General features: G+C 72.8%; 21 protein-coding genes. 13 read left to right on the forward strand and 8 right to left on the reverse strand.

Annotated elements, in window-relative coordinates:
• Positions 1 to 15: 15 nt before the first annotated feature.
• On the forward strand, positions 16 to 1,224 hold the full coding sequence (locus AB0L89_RS19535; protein ID WP_365142363.1) for a HAMP domain-containing protein: 1,209 nt from the start codon (positions 16 to 18) through the stop codon (positions 1,222 to 1,224).
• Between the two features lie 24 nt (positions 1,225 to 1,248).
• Here the strand turns inward: AB0L89_RS19535 and AB0L89_RS19540 are convergent, their stop codons facing one another.
• Entirely contained in the window at positions 1,249 to 1,761 is a 513-nt protein-coding gene (locus AB0L89_RS19540) for a GNAT family N-acetyltransferase (RefSeq protein ID WP_365142365.1), read from the reverse strand.
• 113 nt (positions 1,762 to 1,874) lie between these two features.
• On the opposite strand from AB0L89_RS19540, the gene AB0L89_RS19545 reads away from it, so the two are divergent.
• Positions 1,875 to 2,666 (forward strand): exodeoxyribonuclease III, encoded by a 792-nt coding sequence (locus AB0L89_RS19545; protein ID WP_365142367.1) that lies wholly within the window; start codon positions 1,875 to 1,877, stop codon positions 2,664 to 2,666.
• A gap of 132 nt (positions 2,667 to 2,798) precedes the next feature.
• A complete protein-coding gene (locus tag AB0L89_RS19550) occupies positions 2,799 to 3,827 on the forward strand; it encodes a DUF6528 family protein (protein WP_365142369.1) in 1,029 nt (342 codons plus the stop codon).
• A 24-nt stretch (positions 3,828 to 3,851) separates the two neighbouring features.
• Here the strand turns inward: AB0L89_RS19550 and AB0L89_RS19555 are convergent, their stop codons facing one another.
• Complete coding sequence (locus AB0L89_RS19555; protein ID WP_365142696.1) at positions 3,852 to 4,478, reverse strand: MerR family transcriptional regulator; 627 nt, start codon at positions 4,476 to 4,478, stop codon at positions 3,852 to 3,854.
• 184 nt (positions 4,479 to 4,662) lie between these two features.
• Between AB0L89_RS19555 and AB0L89_RS19560 the strand changes: the two genes are divergently transcribed.
• From AB0L89_RS19560 to AB0L89_RS19570, 3 genes are read left to right on the forward strand one after another with little or no spacing between them, the layout of a single operon-like run.
• Positions 4,663 to 6,255: an NAD(P)/FAD-dependent oxidoreductase gene (locus AB0L89_RS19560; protein ID WP_365142371.1), complete on the forward strand. Its 1,593-nt coding sequence runs from the start codon at positions 4,663 to 4,665 to the stop codon at positions 6,253 to 6,255.
• Positions 6,252 to 7,193, forward strand: a complete 942-nt coding sequence (locus AB0L89_RS19565; RefSeq protein ID WP_365142373.1) for an alpha/beta hydrolase — start codon at positions 6,252 to 6,254, stop codon at positions 7,191 to 7,193. Before AB0L89_RS19560 ends, AB0L89_RS19565 begins: the two co-directional genes overlap by 4 nt.
• Positions 7,190 to 8,068 carry an SDR family oxidoreductase gene (locus AB0L89_RS19570; protein ID WP_365142375.1) on the forward strand — a complete coding sequence of 293 codons (879 nt, stop codon included), beginning with the start codon at positions 7,190 to 7,192 and terminating at the stop codon, positions 8,066 to 8,068. The genes AB0L89_RS19565 and AB0L89_RS19570 overlap by 4 nt, the downstream gene beginning before the upstream one ends.
• Before the next feature lie 613 nt (positions 8,069 to 8,681).
• On the opposite strand, the gene AB0L89_RS19575 is transcribed toward AB0L89_RS19570, so the two are convergent.
• Both AB0L89_RS19575 and AB0L89_RS19580 read right to left on the reverse strand, forming a co-directional pair.
• Positions 8,682 to 8,921, reverse strand: coding sequence for a hypothetical protein (locus AB0L89_RS19575; protein ID WP_365142377.1), 240 nt, complete (start codon positions 8,919 to 8,921; stop codon positions 8,682 to 8,684).
• 76 nt (positions 8,922 to 8,997) lie between these two features.
• Positions 8,998 to 12,291, reverse strand: coding sequence for a S41 family peptidase (locus tag AB0L89_RS19580; RefSeq protein WP_365142379.1), 3,294 nt, complete (start codon positions 12,289 to 12,291; stop codon positions 8,998 to 9,000).
• Between the two features lie 228 nt (positions 12,292 to 12,519).
• Here AB0L89_RS19580 and AB0L89_RS19585 point away from each other — a divergent pair, with 228 nt between their 5' ends.
• A complete protein-coding gene (locus AB0L89_RS19585; protein ID WP_365142381.1) occupies positions 12,520 to 13,110 on the forward strand; it encodes a TetR/AcrR family transcriptional regulator in 591 nt (196 codons plus the stop codon).
• Between the two features lie 121 nt (positions 13,111 to 13,231).
• Positions 13,232 to 15,478, forward strand: a complete 2,247-nt coding sequence (locus AB0L89_RS19590) for an MMPL family transporter (protein ID WP_365142383.1) — start codon at positions 13,232 to 13,234, stop codon at positions 15,476 to 15,478.
• Between the two features lie 37 nt (positions 15,479 to 15,515).
• Here AB0L89_RS19590 and AB0L89_RS19595 read toward each other — a convergent pair whose 3' ends face one another.
• Positions 15,516 to 15,869, reverse strand: coding sequence for an SsgA family sporulation/cell division regulator (locus tag AB0L89_RS19595; protein WP_365142385.1), 354 nt, complete (start codon positions 15,867 to 15,869; stop codon positions 15,516 to 15,518).
• Between the two features lie 198 nt (positions 15,870 to 16,067).
• Between AB0L89_RS19595 and AB0L89_RS19600 the strand changes: the two genes are divergently transcribed.
• The 5 genes from AB0L89_RS19600 (at position 16,068) to AB0L89_RS19620 (ending at position 20,549) form a co-directional block, all read left to right on the forward strand.
• The gene (locus tag AB0L89_RS19600; protein ID WP_365142387.1) at positions 16,068 to 17,123 is read left to right on the forward strand and encodes an energy-coupling factor ABC transporter permease; all 1,056 of its coding nucleotides are present in this window, start codon (positions 16,068 to 16,070) and stop codon (positions 17,121 to 17,123) included.
• 1 nt (position 17,124) lies between these two features.
• A complete protein-coding gene (gene cbiQ / locus AB0L89_RS19605; RefSeq protein ID WP_365142389.1) occupies positions 17,125 to 17,886 on the forward strand; it encodes a cobalt ECF transporter T component CbiQ in 762 nt (253 codons plus the stop codon).
• Complete coding sequence (locus AB0L89_RS19610) at positions 17,874 to 18,638, forward strand: ABC transporter ATP-binding protein (RefSeq protein WP_365142391.1); 765 nt, start codon at positions 17,874 to 17,876, stop codon at positions 18,636 to 18,638. Before cbiQ ends, AB0L89_RS19610 begins: the two co-directional genes overlap by 13 nt.
• Positions 18,639 to 18,673: 35 nt before the next feature.
• Entirely contained in the window at positions 18,674 to 19,846 is a 1,173-nt protein-coding gene (locus AB0L89_RS19615) for a serine hydrolase domain-containing protein (RefSeq protein WP_365142393.1), read from the forward strand.
• Positions 19,847 to 19,916: 70 nt separating this feature from the next.
• Positions 19,917 to 20,549 (forward strand): GNAT family N-acetyltransferase, encoded by a 633-nt coding sequence (locus tag AB0L89_RS19620; RefSeq protein ID WP_365142395.1) that lies wholly within the window; start codon positions 19,917 to 19,919, stop codon positions 20,547 to 20,549.
• A 34-nt stretch (positions 20,550 to 20,583) separates the two neighbouring features.
• Here AB0L89_RS19620 and AB0L89_RS19625 read toward each other — a convergent pair whose 3' ends face one another.
• From AB0L89_RS19625 to AB0L89_RS19635, 3 genes are all read right to left on the reverse strand, one after another.
• Positions 20,584 to 21,345, reverse strand: coding sequence for a hypothetical protein (locus tag AB0L89_RS19625; RefSeq protein ID WP_365142397.1), 762 nt, complete (start codon positions 21,343 to 21,345; stop codon positions 20,584 to 20,586).
• 161 nt (positions 21,346 to 21,506) lie between these two features.
• Positions 21,507 to 22,358 carry a DMT family transporter gene (locus tag AB0L89_RS19630; RefSeq protein ID WP_365142399.1) on the reverse strand — a complete coding sequence of 284 codons (852 nt, stop codon included), beginning with the start codon at positions 22,356 to 22,358 and terminating at the stop codon, positions 21,507 to 21,509.
• Positions 22,355 to 22,876, reverse strand: coding sequence for a YbaK/EbsC family protein (locus tag AB0L89_RS19635; protein WP_365142401.1), 522 nt, complete (start codon positions 22,874 to 22,876; stop codon positions 22,355 to 22,357). Before AB0L89_RS19635 ends, AB0L89_RS19630 begins: the two co-directional genes overlap by 4 nt.
• Positions 22,877 to 22,932 lie beyond the last annotated feature (56 nt).

Raw genomic sequence — 22,932 nt, forward strand, 5'->3', positions numbered from 1 at the left:
GGGGCTGGGAGCGGCATGGGACTGCGTACGAAGATCGGGATCGCCATCGCGGGCACCGCGGCCGTGGTGTCCGTCGTGATGGGGCTCCTCGTGCACCACCGCACGGTCGAGGCGCAGTACGCGGGCGCGCGCAGCCAGATCGGGGACCGGCTTCAGACGGCCGTGCAGGACCACGCGGCGGGCATCGACGGCGACCGCACGCTCATCAACCCCGCCGATCTGCCGGCGCCGCTCGCCGCCGCGGTGGGCAAGGGGAACTGGGGCGTCTATCTGGACCGCGGCGGGCGGGTGCCGCAGCTGTGGGCGGCGAGCAAGTACGGCAAGGAGACCGTCGCGCTCAAGCGGCCCTACGACCGGGAGGCCGACACCGTACGGGACCTGGACCGGGTGCTGTGGATCTCCGGGGGGATCGGGACGGCGCTCGCGTGTGTGGCGGGGCTGCTCGTCGCCACCCGGCTCGGGCGGCGGCTCACCACGAAGGCCAGGGCGGCGCGGCGCATCGCGGACGGCGATCTGACGGCGCGGCTCCCGCTGCACGGCAAGGACGAGATCACCCAGCTCGCGTCCGCCGTGAACACGATGGCCGACGCGCTCGCGGCGCGGCTGCAGGCGGAGCGCGAGGTCACGGCGAACATCGCGCACGAGCTGCGGACGCCGGTGGCCGGCATGGTCACGGCGGCGGGGCTGCTGCCGCCGGGGCGTCCTTCGGAGCTGGTGCGGGAGTCGGCGGGACGGCTGCGGGCGCTGGTCGACGACGTCATCGAGGTGGCGCGGCTCGACGGGGCGGGGGAGCAGGCCGCGGCCGAGGTGTGCGGGCTGGGGGAACTGGTGCGCAGGTCGGCCGCGGCGGGGGCCGCGGGCGCGGACGGGGTGAGCGTGGAGGTCGTCCGGGACGTGGAGGTGGAGACGGATCCCCGGCGGGTGGAGCGGGTGGTCGCCAACCTCGTCAGCAACGCGCTGCGGCACGGGGCGGCGCCAGTGGCCGTCGAGGTCGACGGCGGGGTGGTGCGGGTGCGGGACTCCGGCGGCGGGTTCCCGGAGGCGCTGCTGACCGGGGGGCCGCAGCGGTTCCGCAGCGGCGGCGGGGAGAAAGGGGTGGGGCTCGGTCTCGGGCTGACCATCGTGCAGGGGCAGGCGGGGGTGCTGGGGGCCGGACTGCGCTTCAGCAACCCCGCCGGGGGCGGGGCACTGGCGGAGTTCGACCTGCGGTCGGCCGTTCGGTAGTCCTCTTGGGCGTGTCCCGGCCGACTAGAGGGGCTTCACGTAGCAGAGGCTCAGGTCGTCGAAGCGGTAGTGGCCGAACTTCCGCGGGGCCGGGGTGTAGCCGCTGGAGGCGTAGAGGGCGATGGCCTCCGGCTGCTTCGTGCCCGTCTCCAGGACCACGCGGACGCGGCCCGCCGCCTTCGCGTCGTCCTCCAGGACGGCCAGGATCCGCCGGGCGAGGCCGAGCCCGCGGGCCTCGGGGGTGACGTACATCCGCTTCAGCTCGGCGTCGCCGTCCTCGTAGCCCTCGCCGTTCCTGTCCATGCTGCGCCAGCCGCCCGTGGCCAGCGCGGTGCCGTTCCCGTCGTACGCGATGACGTACAGGCCCCGCGGCGGCTCGAACATGGACGCGTCGAGGGGCGTGACGTCGCCCTCGTCGCCGTAGCGCTCCGCGTATTCGAGCTGGACGCGGTCGTTGAGTCTGATCGCGTCGGGGTGCGCGAAGGTCACCGTGCGCAGGTGGACGGCAGTGTCCGGAGAGTGCTGCTGGATAGTCATGCGTTTCATCGTACTTCTATGCGGTGTCGTGGTGGCCGGGGTGGCCGTGGCGGTCGTCGCGGTCGTGCTGGTCGTGGCGGCCGTGCCGTCCAGTGTGCCGGTATCGTGCCGGGATGCTCACTGTGACCAGCGTGAATATGAACGGGCTGCGGGCCGCCGCCAAGAAGGGCTTCGTGGAGTGGCTCGACGGGACCTCGGCCGATGTGCTGTGCCTCCAGGAGGTGCGCGCCGAGGAGAAGCAGCTGCCGGACGAGGTGCGGGACCCCGAGGGCTGGCACGTCGTGCACGCGCCCGCCGCCGCGAAGGGGCGCGCCGGAGTCTCGCTGTACACGCGCCGTGAGCCGGACCGGGTGCGGGTCGGGTTCGGGTCCGAGGAGTTCGACGGCAGCGGCCGGTACGTCGAGGCCGACCTGCCGGGCGTCACCGTCGCCAGCCTGTACCTGCCCTCCGGCGAGGTCGGCACCGAGCGGCAGGACGAGAAGATCCGGTTCATGGACGAGTTCCTCGTGTACCTGAAGGAGCTCAAGGCGCGGGCCGCCGCCGAGGGGCGCCACGTCGTCGTCTGCGGCGACTGGAACATCGCCCACCGCGAGGCCGACCTCAAGAACTGGAAGGGCAACAAGAAGAACTCCGGCTTCCTGCCCGAGGAGCGGGCCTGGCTGGACGAGGTCTTCGCGGAGTACGAGGACGTCGTGCGGGCGCAGCACCCGGACGTCGAGGGCCCCTACTCGTGGTGGTCCTACCGGGGCCGCGCCTTCGACAACGACACGGGCTGGCGCATCGACTACCACGTCGCCACGGCGGGCCTCGCCGAACGCGCGGTGAAGGCGTACGTGGAGCGGGCCGCGACCCACGCCGAGCGGTGGAGCGACCACGCGCCCGTGACGGTGGTCTACGACCTGTAGGAGTCCACGGGGGCCGGTCACAAAGTCCGGCGGAAGGCTGTCCCGGGCCCGCCCGGCATGGCAGATTGCGGTCGCGTACATGACGAAGTGCACGACCAACTGCCAAGGGTCCGGGGGGACTTCATGTCAGGCATGCCTTCGAGACGTGCCCTGCTGCTGGGCGCGGCGGGTGCCGGGACCGTGGCGGCGCTGCCCGCCGCGCAGGCGTACGCGGCGTACGGGGCGGGCGGCGCCGGCGGGGTTCCCGCCGGTACGCCGCCCGTTCTGCTGACCGAGCAGGCGAGCAGGCGCGTCCTCGTGCTGGATCCGGGGCGGCGCGTCTGGGACCCGGCCGCCGATCCGTCGGTGGTGCGGTGGCAGTTCTCGCCGCTCGGCGATCCGCGCTACGAGGACCTGCGTCCGGACGTGAGCTGGGTGTATCCGAGCGAGGCGAAGGTGCGGGTGCACCGCAAGCGCAGATACGTCCTGACGACGGCGTCGTTCGGCTTCGTGGCCGTCGTCGAGCATCCGACGGGCCGGCGGTACTGGGGCGCGGCGCTCGGGCCCGGGGACGACCTGTTCAATCCGCACAGCGCGGAGATCCTGCCCGACGGCAATGTGGCGGTCGCGTGCAGCACGGGCGCGCTGGTGCGGCTGTACGCGGCCTCGCAGGGCCCGCGGGCCACGCGGTACGCGGAGGCGGTCCTCAAGGGCGCGCACGGGCTGCACTGGGACGGGGCGCGCAAGGTGCTCTGGGCGCTCGGCGACGACGAGTTGGTGACGTACGCGGTGGGCGGGACGCCCGCGCGGCCCACGCTGGAGCAGGTGTCCGCGGTCGGGCTGCCGGTCGGCACGCCCGGGAAGACGCCCGGCGGGCACGACCTCTTCCCGGTGGCCGGGCGGCCGGGGCGGCTGTGGGTGACGACCAACGCGGCCGTCTTCCAGTACGACAAGCGCGGCGGCGCCTTCGTGCAGGACTTCGCCGGGGCGGCGGAGATCTCCCGCAAGTCGGTGAAGGCCGTCGGCAACGACCCGCGCACCGGGCAGGCCGTCACCACCGTGCCGGAGAGCGGCCTGGGGGAGACGTGGTGGACGACGACGGTGAGCGTCCACCGGCCCGCCGGTGCCTACAAGCTGGTCAACGGCGGTATCTACAAGGCGCGTTGGTGGCTGCCCTGCTGAGGATGGCCGAGGGGCGGGGGCCGGTCAGGACTGGTTGAGCCTGCGGTCCAGTGCCATCGAGAGCTCCGCCTCCACCACGCTCTTGGCGAGCGGGCGGAGCAGCTCGATGTCCACCTCGGCGCTGTCGGGGAGGTGGGTGCGCATGACCGAGATGAACAACTCCGCGAGCGCGTCGGCGTGTTCGCGTACGCGCTGCCCGGCCTCAAGGACCGCCGACAGCGGAACTCCCTTGCGTACGAGGGTGGATGAGGCCTCCAGGAGGCGGCGGCTGATGTGGACGAGCTCGTCGCCGTCGGTGCCGAGGTAGCCGAGGTCCAGGGCGGCGACGAGGTTCTCCGCGGTGACCTCGCCCGCGAAGTGGTCGGCGAGCTCCTCCGGGGTGAGGCGGACCGGCTGTTCCTCGGTCGGCTCGCCGAGGCCGAGGAGTTCGCCGACGTCGCGGCCCTTGTCGAAGGCGTCGGACAGCTCGGCGATGCCGTTGAGGGTGTGGCCGCGCTCCAGGAGGGCGGCGATGGTGCGCAGCCGGGCCAGGTGGTGGTCGTCGTACCAGGCGATGCGGCCCTCGCGGCGCGGTGGCGGGATCAGCCCGCGCTCGCGGTAGAAGCGCACGGTGCGCACGGTGATGCCGGCCTGCTCGGCCAGCTCCTCCATGCGGTACTCGCGCACGCCGCCTTCGCCTTCGGGTCGGTCTCCTCGGTCTGCCACGCCGGAAGCCTATGTCGTACCGCCGGTAACTTTCCTCCGCCCAGCCCCTACCCATGAGTACGCAGGTGTTCTACGCTCCGGATTGCGCCAGTGGTTACTGGCAGAGTCGGGTACTTCGGGAGGCGGCGGCATGGCCGAGCGCGAGCGTGGCCCTGAGCAGGGGCGCGAGCAGGAGCACGTACGGGTGGCGGTGATCGGGTCCGGCTTCGGTGGCCTTGGGGCCGCCGTGCGGCTGCGCCGCGAGGGCATCACCGACTTCGTGGTCCTGGAGCGGGCCGACGCGGTCGGCGGGACCTGGCGCGACAACAGCTATCCGGGCTGCGCCTGCGACGTGCCCTCGCACCTGTACTCGTTCTCCTTCGCGCCCAACCCCGACTGGCCGCGCACCTTCTCCGGCCAGGAGCACATCCGGGAGTATCTGGAGCACGTCGCCGACACCTTCAGGCTGCGCCCGCACATCCGCCTCAGCACCGAGGTGACGCAGATGCGCTGGGACGCCGAGCGGCTGCGCTGGGAGATCGAGACCAGCAACGGCAGCCTCACCGCCGACGTCGTCGTCTCCGCCACCGGGCCGCTCTCCGACCCGAAGACGCCGGACATCCCCGGCATCGGCACCTTCCCGGGCAAGGTCTTCCACTCCGCCCGCTGGGACCACGACTACGACCTGCGCGGCAAGCGCGTCGCGATGGTCGGCACCGGCGCCTCCGCCATCCAGATCGTGCCCGAGATCCAGAAGCAGGTCGGCAGGCTCACGCTCTTCCAGCGCACGCCCCCGTGGGTGATGCCGCGCGCGGACCGCGCCATCTCCGGCGTCGAGCGCTGGCTGCACAAGCAGCTGCCGTTCACCACGCAGGCCCGGCGCGGCATCCTGTGGGGCATCCGGGAGCTCCAGGTCCAGGCGTTCACCAAGCGGCCCAACGAGCTCGGCATGATCGAGCAGATCGCCAAGCGGAACATGGCGCGCGCGATCAAGGACCCGGCGCTGCGGGCCAAGCTGACGCCGACGTACCGCATCGGCTGCAAGCGGATCCTGCTCTCCAACGCCTACTATCCGGCGCTCGCCAAGCCCAACGTCGACGTCGTCGCGAGCGGCCTGAGCGAGGTGCGCGGCAGCACGGTCGTCGCCGCCGACGGCACGGAGACCGAGGTCGACGCGATCATCTTCGGCACCGGGTTCCACGTGACGGACATGCCGATCGCCGACCGGGTGATCGGCGACGAGGGCCTCACGCTGATGGAGACCTGGAAGGACGGGATGAACGCGCTGCGCGGCGCGACCGCGGCCGGCTTCCCCAACTGGATGACGATCATCGGCCCGAACACCGGGCTCGGGAACTCCTCGATGATCCTGATGATCGAGTCCCAGCTGAACTACATGGCCGACTATCTGCGCCAGCTGGACGTGCTCGGCGGGCGTGCCGCGCTGGCCGCCCGGCCGGACGCCGTGCGCGGGTGGAACGAGCGGGTGCAGCAGCGGATGAAGCGCACCGTGTGGAACACCGGCGGCTGCAACAGCTGGTACCTCGACGAGAACGGCGTCAACACGACGGTGTGGCCCGGCACGACCACCGAGTTCCGCACGGCGACACGGCGGGTGGACCTGTCCGAGTACGAGGTGCTGCGCGAGCCGAAGCCGGCCAAGGCGCTGACGGTCGTCGACGGGGCCACGTCCGGTACGGGCAAGGGCAAGGGCGGGTCCAAGAAGGTCGAGGCGGGCGCATGAGCCGGCTGACCCATGTCATCAGCGGGCCCTACGCGCCGCCCGCGGCCGCGCGCGAGCTGTCCGCGGTGTCCGCCGACGGCGCCCGCGTCCACGTCGAGGTGCACGGCCCCGAAGGGGCGCCCGCCGTGGTGCTCGCGCACGGGTGGACCTGTTCGACGGCGTTCTGGGCGGCGCAGATACGTGCCCTCGGCGCCGACCACCGGGTGATCGCGTACGACCAGCGGGGGCACGGGCGCAGTGCCGCGCCGGCGGACCCGGACGGGTACAGCACGCGGGCGCTCGCCGACGACCTGGAGGCGGTGCTCGCCGCGACGCTCGCGCCGGGCGAGCGGGCCGTGGTCGCGGGCCACTCCATGGGCGGCATGACGATCATGGCCGCGGGCGGCCGGGAGGGCTTCCGGGAGCACGTCGCCGCCGTCCTTTTGTGCAGCACGGGCAGTTCGGACCTGGTCGCCGAGGCGACCGTGCTGCCGCTGCGGGCCGGGCGGCTGCGGACGCGGATCACCCGGTCGGTGCTCGGTTCGCGGGCGCCGCTCGGGCCGGTGACTCCGGTCGCCAGGAAGATCCTCAAGTACGCGACCATGGGCCCCGGTTCGGCGCCGGAGAAGGTGGAGGCGTGCGCGCGGATCGTGCACGCGTGCCCGACGCGGGTGCGGCACGGCTGGTCGCACGTGCTCGACCTGCTGCGACTGGACGCCGAGGTACGCGAGTTGCGGGTGCCCGCCGCCGTCATCGCCGGTACGGCCGACCGGCTCACGCCCGTGGTGCACGCGCGGCGGCTCGCGGCCGCGCTGCCGCAGTGCCTCGGGCTCACCGAGCTGACCGGGGCCGGGCACATGACGCCAGTGGAGGCGCCGGAGGCGGTCACCGAGCGGATCAGGGAACTCGTCGGGACATACGTGCAGGTCGAGGACGTTCAGGTCAAGGAGGGCGCATGAGCAGGGTCAGCCTGGAGGGACAGGTCGCGGTCGTCACGGGCGCGGCGCGCGGGGTCGGCGAGCTGCTCGCCCGCAAGCTGTCGGCGCGGGGCGCCAAGGTCGCGCTCGTGGGCCTGGAGCCGGACGAGCTGAAGCAGGTGTCGGAGCGGCTGCACACCGAGTCCGACCACTGGCACGCGGACGTCACGGACCACGTGGCGATGGCGCGGGTCGCGCAGGAGGTCAAGCAGCGGTTCGGGAAGGTCGACATCGTCGTCGCCAACGCGGGCGTCGCCAACGGCGGGCCGTTCCTGGAGTCCGACCCCGAGGCGTGGCGCCGCGTCATCGAGGTCAACCTGATCGGCAGCGCGGTGACGGGACGGGCGTTCCTGCCCGTCCTGATGGAGAGCCGGGGCTACCTCCTCCAGATCGCCTCGCTCGCCGCGATCACACCGGCGCCGATGATGACGGCGTACTGCGCGTCGAAGTCGGGCGTCGAGGCGTACGCGCACGCGCTGCGGGCCGAGGTCGGCTACAAGGGCGTCAAGGTCGGCGTCGGCTATCTGTCCTGGACCGACACTGACATGGTGCGGGGCGCGGACCAGGACGACGTGATGCGGGAGCTGCGGCAGCGGCTGCCGTGGCCGTCCAACAAGACGTACCCGCTCGGTCCCGCGGTGGACCGCATCGTCGCCGGCATCGAGCGCCGCTCCAGCCATGTGTACGCGCAGTGGTGGCTGCGGGGCATGCAGGGCATCCGGGGCTACCTGCCCGGCGTCATCGGGGCGGTGGGCCAACGCGAGATGCGCCGCTTCGAGCCGCGGCTCGGCGCGATTTCCACGGGGCTCGTGGGGGCGGGGGGCTCGGCGGACGAGCGGGTCCGCACCGGCGGCTGACCTCGCATCCACGCGCGGGCCGTGGAGTTTCCCCTCCGCCTGCGGGCCGACGGGGCCCCCTTGCGCCGACGGGGCCCCTTGCGCCGACGGGCCGGGGCTCCCCTGCGCCTGCGGGCGGGGGCTCCCTTGTACCTGCGGGCCGGTGGGGGCCGACCCTGTCCCGCCGCTCCGCGGCGGATCTCTCCCACCCACCCACCCGTTTACCCCGCACCTCAGCGGCGGGGTAGGGGCGGGGAGGCCTGTTTGCCCTGTGCCTCAGGGGCTGGGTAGGGGCGGGGAGGCCTGTGGGCCTTGGGCGGTAGTGGCTGGGCGGGGGAGCGAGGGGAGAGCGGGGCAGCCTGTTTGCCCTGTGCCTCAGTTGGCAGGTGGTGGTGGGGTGTTCGGTTCCGTGACGCTCCTTGTCGCCGGGTGTGGAGGAAGGGCGGGTGGGTGGGGAGCTTCCGCCGCGGAGGCGGCGGGGAGCGCGTGTGTGCCGTCCCGCAGACGAGCGGCCGACCCGCAGTGGAACGGCCCGGCACCGGCCGAGCCGGAGCCGGACAGGCCGCGCCCCGGCACACGCGAAGGGGCCCCCGGCGTCCCGGGGGCCCCTTCGTGGTTCAGGCGCAGCGCAGCGTCACGCGTCGTAGTTCTGGTCGAACTTGTCCTGCTGTTCCTGCGCTGCCTCCCGGGCCTGGTCCGGGGCCTGCGAAGCGCGCTCGCTCGCCTGGTCCTGGGCCTGCGAAGCGCGCTCGCTCGCCTGGTCCTGGGCCTGCGAGGCGCGTTCGCTCGCCTCGTCCTGGGCGCCGCCCATGGCGTCCTTCGCCTTGTTGGCGAGGTCCTGGGCCTTGTCCTGGAACTGGTCCTTGATGCCCATGCGATTCACTCCCGTTGTGGGTGAGGGGATTGGGCCTCGACCAGGTTGACACGCACGGACATTCAGCGCATTTCGATCATGCGGGGCGGGGCGGCAACGGGGGCCTGCGGCGGTCGGGGACGTCCCCGTAGCCCGGCGGGGTCGCCGCCGGGTGCTGCTCAAGGAGGTCCAGCGCCAGCCGTACCGCGTCGTCGAGTTGGGCGTGCCGGCCCTCCGCCCAGTCCAGCGGCGTCCGCAGGATCTCCAGGTCCGGGGTGACGCCGTGGTTCTCCACGGACCACCCGTACGCGTCGAACCACCCCGCGTTCATCGGCACGGTGATCACCGTGCCGTCGCCGAGCGTGTGCCGCCCGGTCATGCCCACCACGCCGCCCCAGGTGCGCTGCCCGACCACGGGCCCGAGCGAGAGCAGTTTGAACGCCGCCGTGATCATGTCGCCGTCCGAGGACGTCGCCTCGTCGGCGAGGGCCACCACGGGGCCGCGCGGGGCGTTCGTGGCGTACGAGACGGGCTGGGCGTTGCGCGTCAGGTCCCAGCCGAGGATCGTGCGCGTGAGCTTCTCGATGACCAGCTCGCTGATGTGGCCGCCCGCGTTGCCGCGCACGTCCACGATCAGGGCCGGGCGCGACACCTCCAGGCGCAGGTCCCTGTTGAACTGCGCCCAGCCCGAGCCGCCCATGTCGGGGATGTGCAGGTACCCGCACTTGCCGCCGCTCAACTCCCGTACCACCGCACGGCGTTTGGCCACCCAGTCCTGATAGCGCAGGGGGCGTTCGTTGATGAGCGGCACGATCGCGACCCGGCGCGCGCGGCCCTCGCCCTCCGCGGGCTGGAAGGTCAGCTCGACCGTCGTGCCGCCCGCCGCCGAGAGGAGGGGGTAGGGGCCGGTGACCGGGTCGACCGCGCGCCCGTCGATGTGCGTGAGCACCGCGCCCTCGCGGATGCCCGCGCCGGCCAGCGGCGAGCGCGCCTTGGAGTCGGAGGAGTCGCCGGGCAGGATCCGCTTGACCATCCAGCCGTCGTCCCTGCGCACCAGGTTGGCGCCGAGCAGGCCCATGGCGCGCTGGTAGTGCGGCGGCCCTTCGTTGCGCCGCGCGGCGGAGACGTACGCGTGGGAGGTGCCCAGTTCGCCGAGCACCTCGCGCAGCAGGTCCGCGAACTCGTCGGGGGAGGCGACGCGTTCGACGAGGGGACGGTACTGCGCGAGCACCCCGTCCCAGTCGATGCCGCACATGCCCGGTTCCCAGAAGTAGGCGCGGATGATGCGGCCCGCCTCGGCGTAGGCCTGGCGCCACTCGGCCGCCGGGTCGACCTCGTGCAGGATGCGGCGCAGGTCGATCCAGACGGTGGAGTCGCCGTCGCCCTGCTCGGTGGAGGGCACGGCGCTGAGGTCGCCCTCGTCGACGACCACGAGCCGCGTGCCGTCGCCGCTGAGCGCGAACCAGTCGAGGTGGTCCACCAGTTGGGACTTCTTCGCCTTGGCGATGTTGAAGTATTCGAGGGTGGGCCGCCCCGAGGTGTCGGCGGGGTTGGCGAAGGTCTCGCCGAGCGCGCCGGAGATCGGCCAGCGCAGCCAGACCAGGCCGCCGCCGCTGACGGGGTACAGGGCCGAGTACTTGGACGCGGCGACGGGGAACGGGGTGACCCGCGCCTCCAGGCCCTCGACCTCCACGGTCGTGGTGCCGTCGCCCGAGCCGCCGTCGTCCGGGTCCAGGCCCCCGGCGGCCGGGCGCCCGTCGGGCAGCAGCGCGAAGGGCGAGGGCGTCGCCGACGACAGGGGGACGAGGTAGGGGCGGCAGCCCAGCGGGAAGGACAGGTCGCCGGTGTGCACGTCGTAGACGGGGTCGAAGCCGCGCCAGGAGAGGAAGGCGAGATAGCGGCCGTCGCGGGTGAAGACGGGGTTCTCGTCCTCGAAGCGGCCGTTGGTGACGTCGACGATGGTGCGGGCGCCGGGCCCCTCGATGCGGGCCAGCTTGATCTGGCGCAGGGAGCGGCCGATGCCGGGGTGGGACCAGGTCAGCCAGGCGCCGTCGGGGGAGAACGCGAGGTCGCGGACGGGGCCGTTGATGGAGCGGATCAGCTCGGTGACCTCGCCGTTGGAGTCCTCGGTGGCGTCGATGAGGAGCAGGCGGCCGTCGTTGGAGGCGATGGCGAGGCGCTCGCCGTCGGGGTCGGCGACCAGTTCCTGGACGCGGCCGAGCTCCCCGCTCGCGAGCCTGCGCGGCTCGCGGTCGCCGCTGGCGCGCGGCAGATAGGCGATCTCGACGGCGTCCTCGCCCTCGGCGTCGGTGACGTAGGCGACCTGTCCGCCGGTGCCGAGCATCTCGGGCAGCCGTACGCGTACGCCCGGGGTGTCGGAGATGGTGCGGGCGGGCCCGTCGCGGTGCGTGAGCCAGTACAGGGAGCCGCGCACGACGACGGCGCTGGCCCGGCCCGTGGTGTCCACGGAGAGCGCGTCGACGTGCTGCGCGGCCGGCACCTGGTAGGACCGCCGCCCGGTGCGCGGCCCGCCGAGCCGCACGTCGAGCCGGCGCGGCACCGAGTCGGCGGTCAGGTCGTCGACCAGCCAGATGTCGCCCGCGCACTGGTAGACGACGCGGGTGCCGTCGCTGGCCGCGTGCCGGGCGTAGAAGGCGTCGTGGTCGGTGTGGCGGCGCAGGTCGGAGCCGTCGGGCCGACAGGAGTAGAGGTTGCCGACGCCCTCGTGGTCGGAGAGGAAGGCGATGCGTCCGCCGACGAACATGGGCGCGTCCAGATGCCCGTCGAGGTCGGGGAGCAGCTGCTCGCCGTGCATCCACAGGCGGCCCGTCGCCCCGCCCCGGTACCGCTTCCAGGCGGCGGGTTCGTGCGGCGGCTTGCCGGTCAGGAGCAGCGTCTTGCGCTCGGCGTCGCCGTCGGCGAGGTCGTCGGTGATCGCGATGTCCCAGACCGGGCCCCAGGGCAGCTTGCCGCCGGGCGAGCCGTCGACGGGCACGCTGTAGGCCCAGCAGAAGTACGAGAAGGGCTGGCCGTGCGAGGAGACGGCGAGGATGTCGCCGTCGGGGGACCAGCCGCAGACCCGGGTGTCGGTGGAGCCCCAGTAGGTCAGCCGGCGCGAGGGCCCGCCGCCGACCGGCGCGAGGTGGATCTCCGGGTCGAGGCTGCGCCAGGTCGTGTACGCGATGTGGCGGCCGTCGGGCGAGAAGCGGGGGTGGCTCACCTTGGTCCGGTCGACGGTGAGCCGCCAGGCCCGGTCGGCGGGGGCGCCCTCGGGGGTGAGGGGGGCCACCCACAGGTCGTCCTCGGCGGCGAAACAGAGGCGGTCGCCGCTGAGGTGGGGAAATCGCAGGTAGGCCTGCTCGTCCTGGGCTTCGTCGCGCGCGTCGGTCACCTCACCATGCTTTTCCGCACCGGGGGCACCGGCAACTCGTGACGGGGGTGACGCTGAGCCGTGGCGGAGCGGGACGGGGCGCGTGGTGCGGCACCGCGCCGGCCGCGTGACGCAGCACACGTACGAAACCGTTTCGTTTCGTTAAGGGGAGGGGATACAGTCTTCGCGTACGAAGTACGAAACCGTTTCGTTCCGCGGTGGGACGTCGAGGGGCAGGAGGTGCGGATCATGGCTGAACCGACGACGACGCGGCGCAGCAGGATCACGCCCGAGCGCGAGGCCGAGCTGTACGAGGCCGTGCTCGACCTGCTCCGCGAGGTGGGTTACGACGCCCTCACCATGGACGCCGTCGCCACCCGCACGCGGTCCAGCAAGGCCACCCTCTACCGCCAGTGGGGGAGCAAGCCGGAGCTGATCGCCAAGGCGCTGCGGCACAACAAGCCGGCGTCCCTCGCGGACATCGACACCGGCTCGCTGCGCGGCGACCTGTACGAGATGGTGAGCCGCTCGGACGACTGCCAGATGGAGAAGGACGCCGCGCTGATGCGGGGTCTGTTCCATGCGATCCACGACAACCCCGAACTCCACCAGGCGCTGCGGAACCTGCTCATCGAGCCGGAGCTCACGGGTCTGAACGACCTGATGCGCAGGGCGGTCGAGCGCGGCGAAGTGGCCGCGGACAACCCGGCGCTGGAGTACGTCGTCCACATGATGGTCGGCGGTTTCGCCGCCCGGGACCTCATCGAGGACCGCCCGGTCGACCGCGAGTTCCTCGCCTCGTACATCGACGCCGTGATCCTCCCCGCCCTCGGCGTCTGACCCACCGCACCCCTCACCACCCCCTGTTCCTGACGCGACCGCTCACGTCGTCGGGCTGACACCCCCTGCCCTGCAGCACCCCGCGCTGCAGCCACCACGACCTGACCGGGAGTACGCCTCCGTGGCCACTTTCCTCTACAAACTCGGCAAACTAGCCTTCCGGCGACGGCACTTCGTCGCCCTGATCTGGGTGGCGCTGCTGACCCTCGCCGGGGTCGGCGCGGCGTCCGCGCCCACCGCCTCGTCCAGTTCCTTCTCGATCCCCGGCACGGAGGCGCAGAAGGCCTTCGACCTGCTGGAGAAGCGGGCCCCCGAGGCCAGCGCGGACGGCGCGAGCGCCCGTGTCGTCTTCAAGGCCCCCGACGGCGAGAAGGTGACGGACCCGGCCAACAAGCGCGAGATCGACAAGACCGTCGCCGCGCTCGGGTCGGGATCGGACCAGGTGGCCCGCGCGGACAGCCCCTTCAAGGCCAAGACGGTCAGCAAGGACGGCTCCACGGCGTACGCCTCGGTCTCGTACAAGGTCACCGCGATGGAGCTGACCGACGACGACCGTGACGCGCTGGAGAAGACCGTCGACAAGGCGCGCGACTCCGGGCTCACGGTCGAGGTCGGCGGCGACGCGCTGGTGGCCATGCCCGAGACCGGCGCCACCGAGGTCATCGGCATCGCGATCGCCGCGGTCGTCCTCATCATCACCTTCGGCTCGCTGGTCGCGGCCGGACTGCCGCTGATCACCGCGCTGATCGGCGTGGGCATCGGCGTCTCGACGATCACCGCCCTCGCCAACGCGCTCGACCTCGGCACCACCACCTCGACGCTCGCGATGATGATCGGCCTCGCGGTCGGCATCGACTACGCCCTCTTCATCGTCTCGCGCTACCGCGGCGAACTCGCCGAGGGCCGCGACCGCGAGGAGGCGGCGGGCCGCGCCGTCGGCACCGCGGGCTCGGCGGTCGTCTTCGCCGGACTCACCGTGGTCATCGCGCTGGTCGGCCTCGCCGTGGTCAACATCCCGATGCTCACCAAGATGGGCTTCGCCGCGGCCGGCACGGTCGTCATCGCCGTCCTCATCGGTCTCACGCTCATCCCGGCGCTGCTCGGGTACGCGGGCAAGCGGGTGCTGCCCGCGGGCGAGAAGAGCCGTCTCTTCGGCGGCGGCAGGAAGGCCGCGGAGGCCGGCGCGGAGAAGCAGAACATGGGCACCCGCTGGGCCCGCTTCGTGGTCCGCCGCCCGATCGCCGTGCTGCTCGTCGGCATCGTGGCCCTGGGCGCCGCGGCGCTGCCGGTCTCGAAGCTGGAGCTCGGTCTGCCGGACGACGGCGCGCAGCCCACGTCCACGACCCAGCGCAAGGCGTACGACCTGGTCTCGGAGGGCTTCGGGCCCGGCTTCAACGGCCCGCTGATGGTCGTCGGCGACCTCAAGGGCGCGGACGACCCGAAGGCGGCGGCCGGGGAGATCCAGAAGACGATCGCCGGGCTCGACGACGTCCTGACCGTCGCCCCGCCCATGCTCAACAAGGCGGGCGACACCGCGATCGTCAGCGTCGTCCCGTCCTCCAAGCCCAGCGGCATCGAGACCGAGGACCTGGTCCACTCGATCCGCGACTCCGGCGCGAAGATCAAGTCCGACTCGGGCGCCGAGATCATGGTCACCGGCACCACGGCCATGAACATCGACGTCTCGCAGAAGCTCAACGACGCCCTGGTGCCCTACCTGGCGCTGGTCGTGGGTCTGGCCTTCCTGCTCCTGATCATCGTCTTCCGCTCGATCCTGGTCCCGCTCAAGGCGGCCCTCGGCTTCCTGCTCTCGGTCCTCGCGGCCCTCGGCGCGGTCGTCGCGGTCTTCCAGTGGGGCTGGCTCGGCTCGCTCTTCGGGGTCGAGCAGACCGGACCGATCATGTCGATGATGCCGATCTTCATGGTGGGCGTGGTCTTCGGCCTCGCGATGGACTACGAGGTCTTCCTCGTGACGCGCATGCGTGAGGCGTACGTCCACGGGGAGCGTCCCGGCCAGGCGATCGTGACCGGATTCCGGCACGGCGCCCGGGTGGTCTCCGCGGCGGCGGTCATCATGATCGCGGTCTTCGCGGGCTTCATCGGCTCGTCCGAGCAGATGGTGAAGATGATCGGCTTCGGTCTCGCGATCGCCGTCTTCTTCGACGCGTTCGTGGTCCGCATGGCGCTGGTGCCCGCGGTCCTCGCGCTGCTCGGCAAGAAGGCGTGGTGGCTGCCGAAGTGGCTGGACCGCGCGCTGCCGAACGTCGACGTCGAGGGCGAGGGCCTGCGTACGGAGGCCGAGAGGGACGCCGGCCGGGCCGCGGGTCAGGACGACCCGGACGCCGACCGGGAGCTGGCCCGCGTCTGAGCCGTGCGCTCAGGGGGTGACGGGGCGGCGGTCGCGCTCAGTGGGTGACGGGCGTGGCCGCCGCCGCGTACGTACGCCGCAGGAAGCGCAGCAGCGCCGAGGCGTCGAACTGCACGACCGTCACCCCGTCGCCCTCGCCGTCGTGGAACTCCACGACGGTCTGGACCCGGCCGCACGGCCATACGTGGACGTCGCCCGAGGTCACCGGGGCCCGCATCCCCTGTTCGAGGAGCTGCCGGGCGAAGATCCGGTCACGGGAACCAGGGAGGCCGATCCGCACCGCGTGCGGGTCGGCCTCCGCGTCGTAGTGCAGGACGACGGGGACGGCGCGGTGTCCCTCGGAGGAGTCCGTGACGAGGTGGGCTCGTGCGTACTGCTCGACTGCGGACATCGCGGAACTCCTCATCCGTTCGGGCACCTCACTACCTAATGTCCCATATGTACGGAATTTTGCTCCGGCTCGGTTTTGCATTATCGGAACCGAAGCGCTCTTGCAAGCGGTTTGCAACAAGCCACATCATTGAACGGTTGGCCAGAACGGTTCACGAGTGATCTGCCCTGCCCAGGGCCCCTGCCCAGGAGCGCGCGCATGCATGTCCCCGACGGATTCATCAATGCCCCGGTCTCGGCGGCCGCCGGGGTCGTCGCCGCGGGAGCCGTGGCCGTCAGCCTCAAGGGCGCGCGGCGCGAACTGGACGAGCGGACCGCGCCGCTCGCGGGGCTCGTCGCGGCGTTCATCTTCGCCGTGCAGATGCTGAACTTCCCCGTCGCGGCCGGCACCAGCGGACACCTCCTCGGCGGCGCGCTCGCCGCGATACTCGTCGGCCCCTACACGGGGGTCCTCTGCGTCTCCGTCGTCCTGCTCATGCAGGGCATCCTCTTCGCGGACGGCGGCCTGACCGCGCTCGGCGTGAACATCTCCGACATGGCGATCGTCACGACCGTCGTCGCCTATCTGGTCTTCCGCGGCCTGGTGAAGGTCCTGCCGCGCGGGCGCCGCTCGATCACCGTCGCCTCCTTCGCCGCCGCGCTGCTCTCCGTGCCCGCCGCCGCGGTCGCCTTCACCCTCATCTACGCCGTCGGCGGCACGACCGACGTGTCCATCGGCAAGGTGGCCACCGCCATGGTCGGCGTCCACGTGCTCATCGGCATCGGCGAGGCCGCCATCACCGCGCTCACCGTCGGCGCGGTCGTCGCGGTGCGGCCCGACCTGGTGTACGGGGCCCGGGGCCTGACCGCCCCGCTGAAGCTGCGGGTCGGCGGGGAGCTGGTGGACGCGCCGGCCGCCGGGCCCGCACCGGTCGCCGCCCGCTCCACCCGCCCGGTGTGGATCGCGGGCATCGTCGCCTCCCTCGTCCTCGCGGGCTTCGTCAGCTTCTACGCCTCCGCGAACCCCGACGGCCTGGAGAAGGTCGCCCACGACAAGGGCATCGACAAGAAGGCCGAGGAGCACGCCACCGCGGACTCGCCGCTCGCCGACTACGGCGTCAAGGACATCACCGACGCCCGGCTGTCCGGCGGCCTCGCGGGCGTGATCGGCGTCGGCGTCACGGTCGTCGCCGGGTCGGCGGTCTTCTGGGCGCTGCGCCGCCGCCGCACGGACGACGCCTCTCCGGCCGCCGTACCGGAATCCGAGAGCGCCTGACATGGGCGCGGGCCACGCCCACCGGCTCTACCGGCACGGCCACTCGCCGGTGCACGCGCTGCCGCCGCACACCAAGCTCGCCGCGGTCCTCTGCTTCGTGGTCGTGGTGGTCTCCACGCCGCGCGAGGCGATGTGGGCCTTCGCGCTGTACGCGGCGCTGCTCGGCGCGGTGGCGTACGCCGCCCGGGTCCCGGCGGGCTTCCTGCTGAAGCGGCTGCTCATCGAGATCCCGTTCGTGGCGTTCGCGGTCCTCATGCCCTTCGTCGCGCAGGGCGAGCGGGTCGACGTGCTCGGCCTCTCCCTCAGCGTCAACGGACTGTGGGGCGCCTGGAACGTGCTCGCCAAGGGCACCCTCGGCGTCGCCGCCTCCGTGCTCCTCGCCGCCACCACCGAGCTGCGTGAACTCCTGCTCGGACTCCAGCGCCTGAAGCTGCCGCCGCTGCTCGTGCAGATCGCCTCGTTCATGATCCGGTACGGGGACGTCATCACCGACGAGATGCGCCGCATGAAGATCGCCCGGGAGTCGCGCGGCTTCGAGGCGCGGGGCGTGCGCCAGTGGGGCGTCCTCGCGAAGTCCGCCGGCGCGCTCTTCATCCGCTCGTACGAAAGGGGCGAGCGGGTGCACCTGGCCATGGTCAGCCGGGGGTACGCCGGGTCGATGCCGGTCATCGACGAGATCACCGCCTCCCGCGCCCAGTGGACGTACGCCCTGGCGCTGCCGGCCGCCGCACTCCTCGTATGCCTGTTGGGATGGACCCTGTGACCACCGCACCCTCGCTCGAAGTGGCCGGACTGGCCTTCGCCTACCCCGACGGCCACCAGGCCCTGTTCGGCGTCGACCTCTCCATCGGGCGGGGCGAGCGCGTCGCGCTGCTCGGGCCGAACGGCGCGGGCAAGACGACCCTCGTCCTGCACCTCAACGGCATCCTGACCGGCGGCGCGGGCAGCGTCACGGTGGCCGGGCTGCCGGTCGGCAAGAAGCACATGGCGGAGATCAGGCGGCGCGTCGGCATCGTCTTCCAGGACCCCGACGACCAGCTGTTCATGCCGACGGTGCGCGAGGACGTGGCCTTCGGGCCCGCGGCGGCGGGCATGAAGGGGGCCGAGCTGGAGGCGCGCGTCATGAAGGCGCTCGGGCAGGTCGGCATGGCGGGGTTCGCGGACCGCCCGCCGCACCACCTCTCCTTCGGCCAGCGCCGCCGCGTCGCCGTCGCGACCGTCCTCGCCATGGAGCCGGAGATCCTCGTCCTGGACGAGCCGTCCTCCAACCTCGACCCGGCCTCGCGGCGCGAACTCGCCGACATCCTGCGGTCGTTGGACGTCACGGTCCTCATGGTCACGCACGACCTGCCGTACGCACTCGAACTCTGCCCGCGCGCCCTGATCCTCAGCGAGGGCGTCATCGCGGCCGACGGGGCGACCGGCGAGCTGCTCGCCGACGAGGACCTCATGAACGCACACCGCCTGGAGCTCCCCTTCGGCTTCGATCCGAAGTCGGTGAAGGTGGGACGGTAGGGAATCGTCGGTCGCATACGGGTGTTGGCCTTGTCATGGACGACGTCATAGGTGGGGTGCACGGCACGGTGGCCGCCGGCTTCGAGCCGGTGCGGGACGCCTTCGTGCGGAACTTCGGCGAGCGCGGGGAGCGCGGCGCGGCGGTGACCGTCTACCGCGACGGGCGCAAGGTCGTGGACCTGTGGGGCGGTACGAAGGACGTCGACGGGCAGGACCCCTGGGCGCCCGGCACCGCGCAGATCGTCCGCTCGGCGACCAAGGGCGTGGCCGCCGCCGCGCTGCTCCTGCTGCACCAGCGCGGCGAGCTGGACCTGGACGCGCCGGTCGGCGCCCACTGGCCCGAGTTCAAGGCGGGCGGCAAGGAGCGGGTGCTGGTGCGGCACGTGCTGGCGCACCGGGCGGGCGTCCCCGCGCTCGACCGTCCGCTGACGCCCGCCGAGGCGCTCGACCCGGACCTCGGGGCGGCGGTGGTCGCGGCGCAGGCCCCGTTCTGGGAGCCCGGCGAGGACCACGGCTATCACGCGCAGACGTACAGCTGGCTCACCGGTGAGCTGGTGCGGCGGGTGACGGGGCGGCCCGTGGGGGAGTGGATCGCCGACGAGATCGCCGGGCCGCTCGGGCTCGACCTGTGGGTCGGGCTGCCCGGGGCGCAGGCCGCGCGGGCCGGCCGGGTGGGCCGCATCGAGCCGCCGGAGACGGCGGGCGGTCTGCGGCTGCGGCCGAAGCGGAACGTCGCCGAGGCGTACGCGGACCCGCACTCCCTGACCCGGCGTGCCTTCGGGGCGATCGACCCCCTGCCCGACGAGAACGACCCGGAGTACCGCGCGGCGGCGCTGCCCGCCTCGAACGGCGTCGCCACGGCGGACGGGCTGGCCCGCTTCTACGCCGGGCTGATCGGTGACGTGGACGGCGTGCGGCGCCTGTTCACGCCCGGGACGGTCGAGCTGGCGCGGACCGAGGCGTCCGCGGGCCCCGACCGGGTCCTGGTCGTGAACACGCGCTTCGGCCTCGGCCACATGCTGCACGGCGGGGCCTCCCCGCTCCTGGGTCCCGGCTCCTTCGGCCACCCCGGCCGCGGCGGCGCCCTCGGCTTCGCGGACCCGGAATCGGGCGTGGCCTTCGGCTACGTCACGAACGGCATGAACAAGGGCGTCACGGCGGACCCCCGGGCCCAGGCCCTGGTGGGGGCGGTGCGGGGGGTTCTGTAGGGGGCCTTCCGTCACCCCGCTTGTGTAATATCCCCATCCATATCTCAGTCATTACTCGGAGGGGGACCGGATGTGGGAGATCGCGCGTGCGTGGGTCGAGGGGTGGGCCGTCTCGCGGCGGACGCCGGGGCCCGTGGACATGCCGTGGGGGCTGCGCGTCCAGGTCGGGTCGGCGACCCAGCCGGTCCGGCACGTCCTGCTCGACGCCGACGCCGGGACCGTCCGCGGGCTCGTCGCCTCCGTCACCGAACCGGGCACCTGCGTCAAGGGCTTCCTGGCACCGGACGTCATGGAGCCGTGGTTCCCGCCCGAGTGGGAGCCGATCGAGCCCTGCTTCCTGATGGCCGTCGACCTGCGTCCGTCCGCCGTGCGCGCGCCTGACGGTTACACGGTCACCGCCGAGACCGACGGCGGCGTCATCGGCGTGCGCGTGCTGGCCGCCGACGGAGAGCCCGCCGCGTGCGGCCAGGTCGGCCTGTCCGATACCGCCTGCGTCTTCGACCAGATCGTCACCGAGGAGGCCCACCGGCGCCGGGGTCTCGGCACGGTCGTGATGGGCGCGCTCACGGACGCGGCCGTCGAGCACGGCGCGGCCACCGGCATCCTGGGCGCGACCGTCCAGGGCCGGGCCCTCTACGAAACGCTCGACTGGAAGGTCCTCGCACCGCTGACCGGCTTCACCTACCAGCCCGTCGCCGCCTGAACCCGGGCCCGAACCCGAGCCGTGCCCCGGTTCGTCACGTCGTCCGGACCCGGCCGTGGTACGCCGCCGTCTGCCATGTCGCGTGGGACTGGGGCCTGCCCCGCGGCAGGGTCCTGGTGGCCGCGGCGACCGTCACGTTGCGGTCGGCGGAGAGGGCGTAGAGGAACAGGATCCGGGAGTGGGTGACGTCGAGTTCCTCGTGGTAGTACCAGTCCGCCACCACGCGGTGGTCGTTGGCGAGGAACGGGCTCTGGAGGAACGTCTGCACGTCCGCCGGGAAGTTGCCGAGGACGCCCTGGGCCTCGTCCGGGAGGTTCAGGGGGGTGGGGATCAGCGCCGTCCCGGGGGCCGGACCGTCCGATGCCTCCGGCGTCCGGCGGCGGAACACGCGCGCCACGGCCGAGGAGCCGCCGCGCCCGGCCGCCCCGCCCGGTGAGGCGAAGCGCCGCTGCCGCATGCTGCCGGGTTCGAGCGGGAGGCGGTCGATGCGGTAGACGCGCCTGCCGTCCTCGACCATCGGCGTGGCCGTGCACAGGCCGCGTTCGCCGAAGGCGATGACCTTGGGCCTGTCGCTGCCGGCCTCCAGCCGCGCCCACCACTGGAGGATGCCGCCCGACTGCGCCGTGAGCCGGGCGCGTACGTTCTCGCCGAGCATGTCCCAGCACCGCTGCCGGTCGGGCGCCTTCGGGTCGACCGGGAATCCGCCCGGCTCCTGCGTCTGCGCCACGGGATCACCGGCGACGTGCCGCGGGCGGCGCTCCCCGTCCGGTACGTCCGGAAGTCGTTCCCCAGCCACCGCAGCCGCCCCCTCAGCCGATGGAACTGCCCTGAGCCGTCCATGGAATCACCGGCCGCCCGCGGGCGTCAGGGTTTTGCCCGCACCGTTGCACTCCCGGCCCGACGGAACCTGCCCGACGGAACCGGGCCCGACAGAACCGTGCCGGACCCGCGCCCCCCTCACCCCGCGTGCAGCATCAGCCCGATCCCCGCGACCATCAGCCCCGCCGCGATCAGGCGCGGTGCCCCGAACCGTTCCTTGAAGAAGACCGCGCCGATCGCCGCCCCGACGATGATCGAGGACTCCCGCAGCGCGGAGATCGGTGCCAGGTCCGCCTTCGTCTGGGCCCACAGGACCAGGCCGTACGCGGCGACCGAGAGCGCCGCGCCCAGCAGGCCCACCGCCGCGAACGGCCGCAGGCGCGGCACCAGTTCGCCCCGCCAGCGGTACGCCGCGTACACGGGGACGGCGATGCCCTCCAGGATCATCAGCCACGCGATGTAGCCCATCGAGGAGCCGGAGGCCCGCACGCCGAGGCCGTCCACCACCGTGTACGCGGCGATGGAGACGCCCGTCGCGAGCGCCGCGCCGATCGCCGCCCAGTCCGGGCGGCGGCCCGAGCCCCGGATGCCCCACAGGGCGAGGCCCGTCAGGCCCGCGCAGGACACGGCGACGCCCGCCGCCTGCCAGCCGTCGGGGATCTCGCCCGCGAAGACCGCGGCGAGGACGGTGACCACGAGCGGCGCGGTGCCGCGCGCGATCGGGTAGGCCTGCCCGAAGTCGCCGAGCTTGAACGACGTCATCAGCAGGGCGTAGTAGCCGACGTGCAGGGCGGCGGAGAGGATCAGATACGGCCAGGCGCCCGCCGCCGGGACCGGCACGAAGGGCGCGAGCAGCAGGCCGATGAGCGTGCCGCCGCCGGATATCAGCGTGAAGCCGACCAGTTTGTCCGTGATGTGGTGGGCGATCGCGTTCCAGCAGGCGTGGGTGACGGCGGCCAGCAGGACGGCGGCCGCGACCAGCGGGGTCACGCGGCGGACTCGCGCACGTCCACCAGCGCGCCGCCCGCGTGGGCGATCAGCGTCTTGGGGGCCATCGGGAAGACCGCGTAGGGGGTGCCCGCCGCGGCCCACACCACGTCGTGGCCGAGGAGGGAGCGGTCCGCGAGGACGCGGGTCCGGGTGGCGTGCCCGAAGGGCGGTACGCCGCCGATGGCGTACCCGGTGGTCGTGCGCACGACGTCCGCCTTGGCGCGGGTCACCTTTTCCGCGCCCAGCTCCCGCCGCACGAGCTCCACGTCGACCCGTGAGGCGCCGTCCATCAGGACCAGCACCGGAACCCCGTCGGCAGCGAAGATCAGCGACTTGCAGATCTGGCTGAGTTCACAGCCGATGGCGGCGGCGGCCTCCTGGGCGGTGCGGGTCTGGTCCGGGAAACGGCGTACCCGGGAAACGAGTTCGCCGAGGCCCAGTTCGTGCAGGGCCTCGGCGAAGCGGGGGTGGACGGCGGTGGATCGGGCGGCGGGTTCGGAGGATTCGGCTGCACTCATGCCCGGCACGCTAGCGTTCCGTGTACGAGCCACGCGACCGGGTATCCGCAGAGCGG

Origin of the sequence: Streptomyces sp. NPDC052114, assembly GCF_040680155.1 — a bacterium.
Classification (GTDB): domain Bacteria; phylum Actinomycetota; class Actinomycetes; order Streptomycetales; family Streptomycetaceae; genus Streptomyces.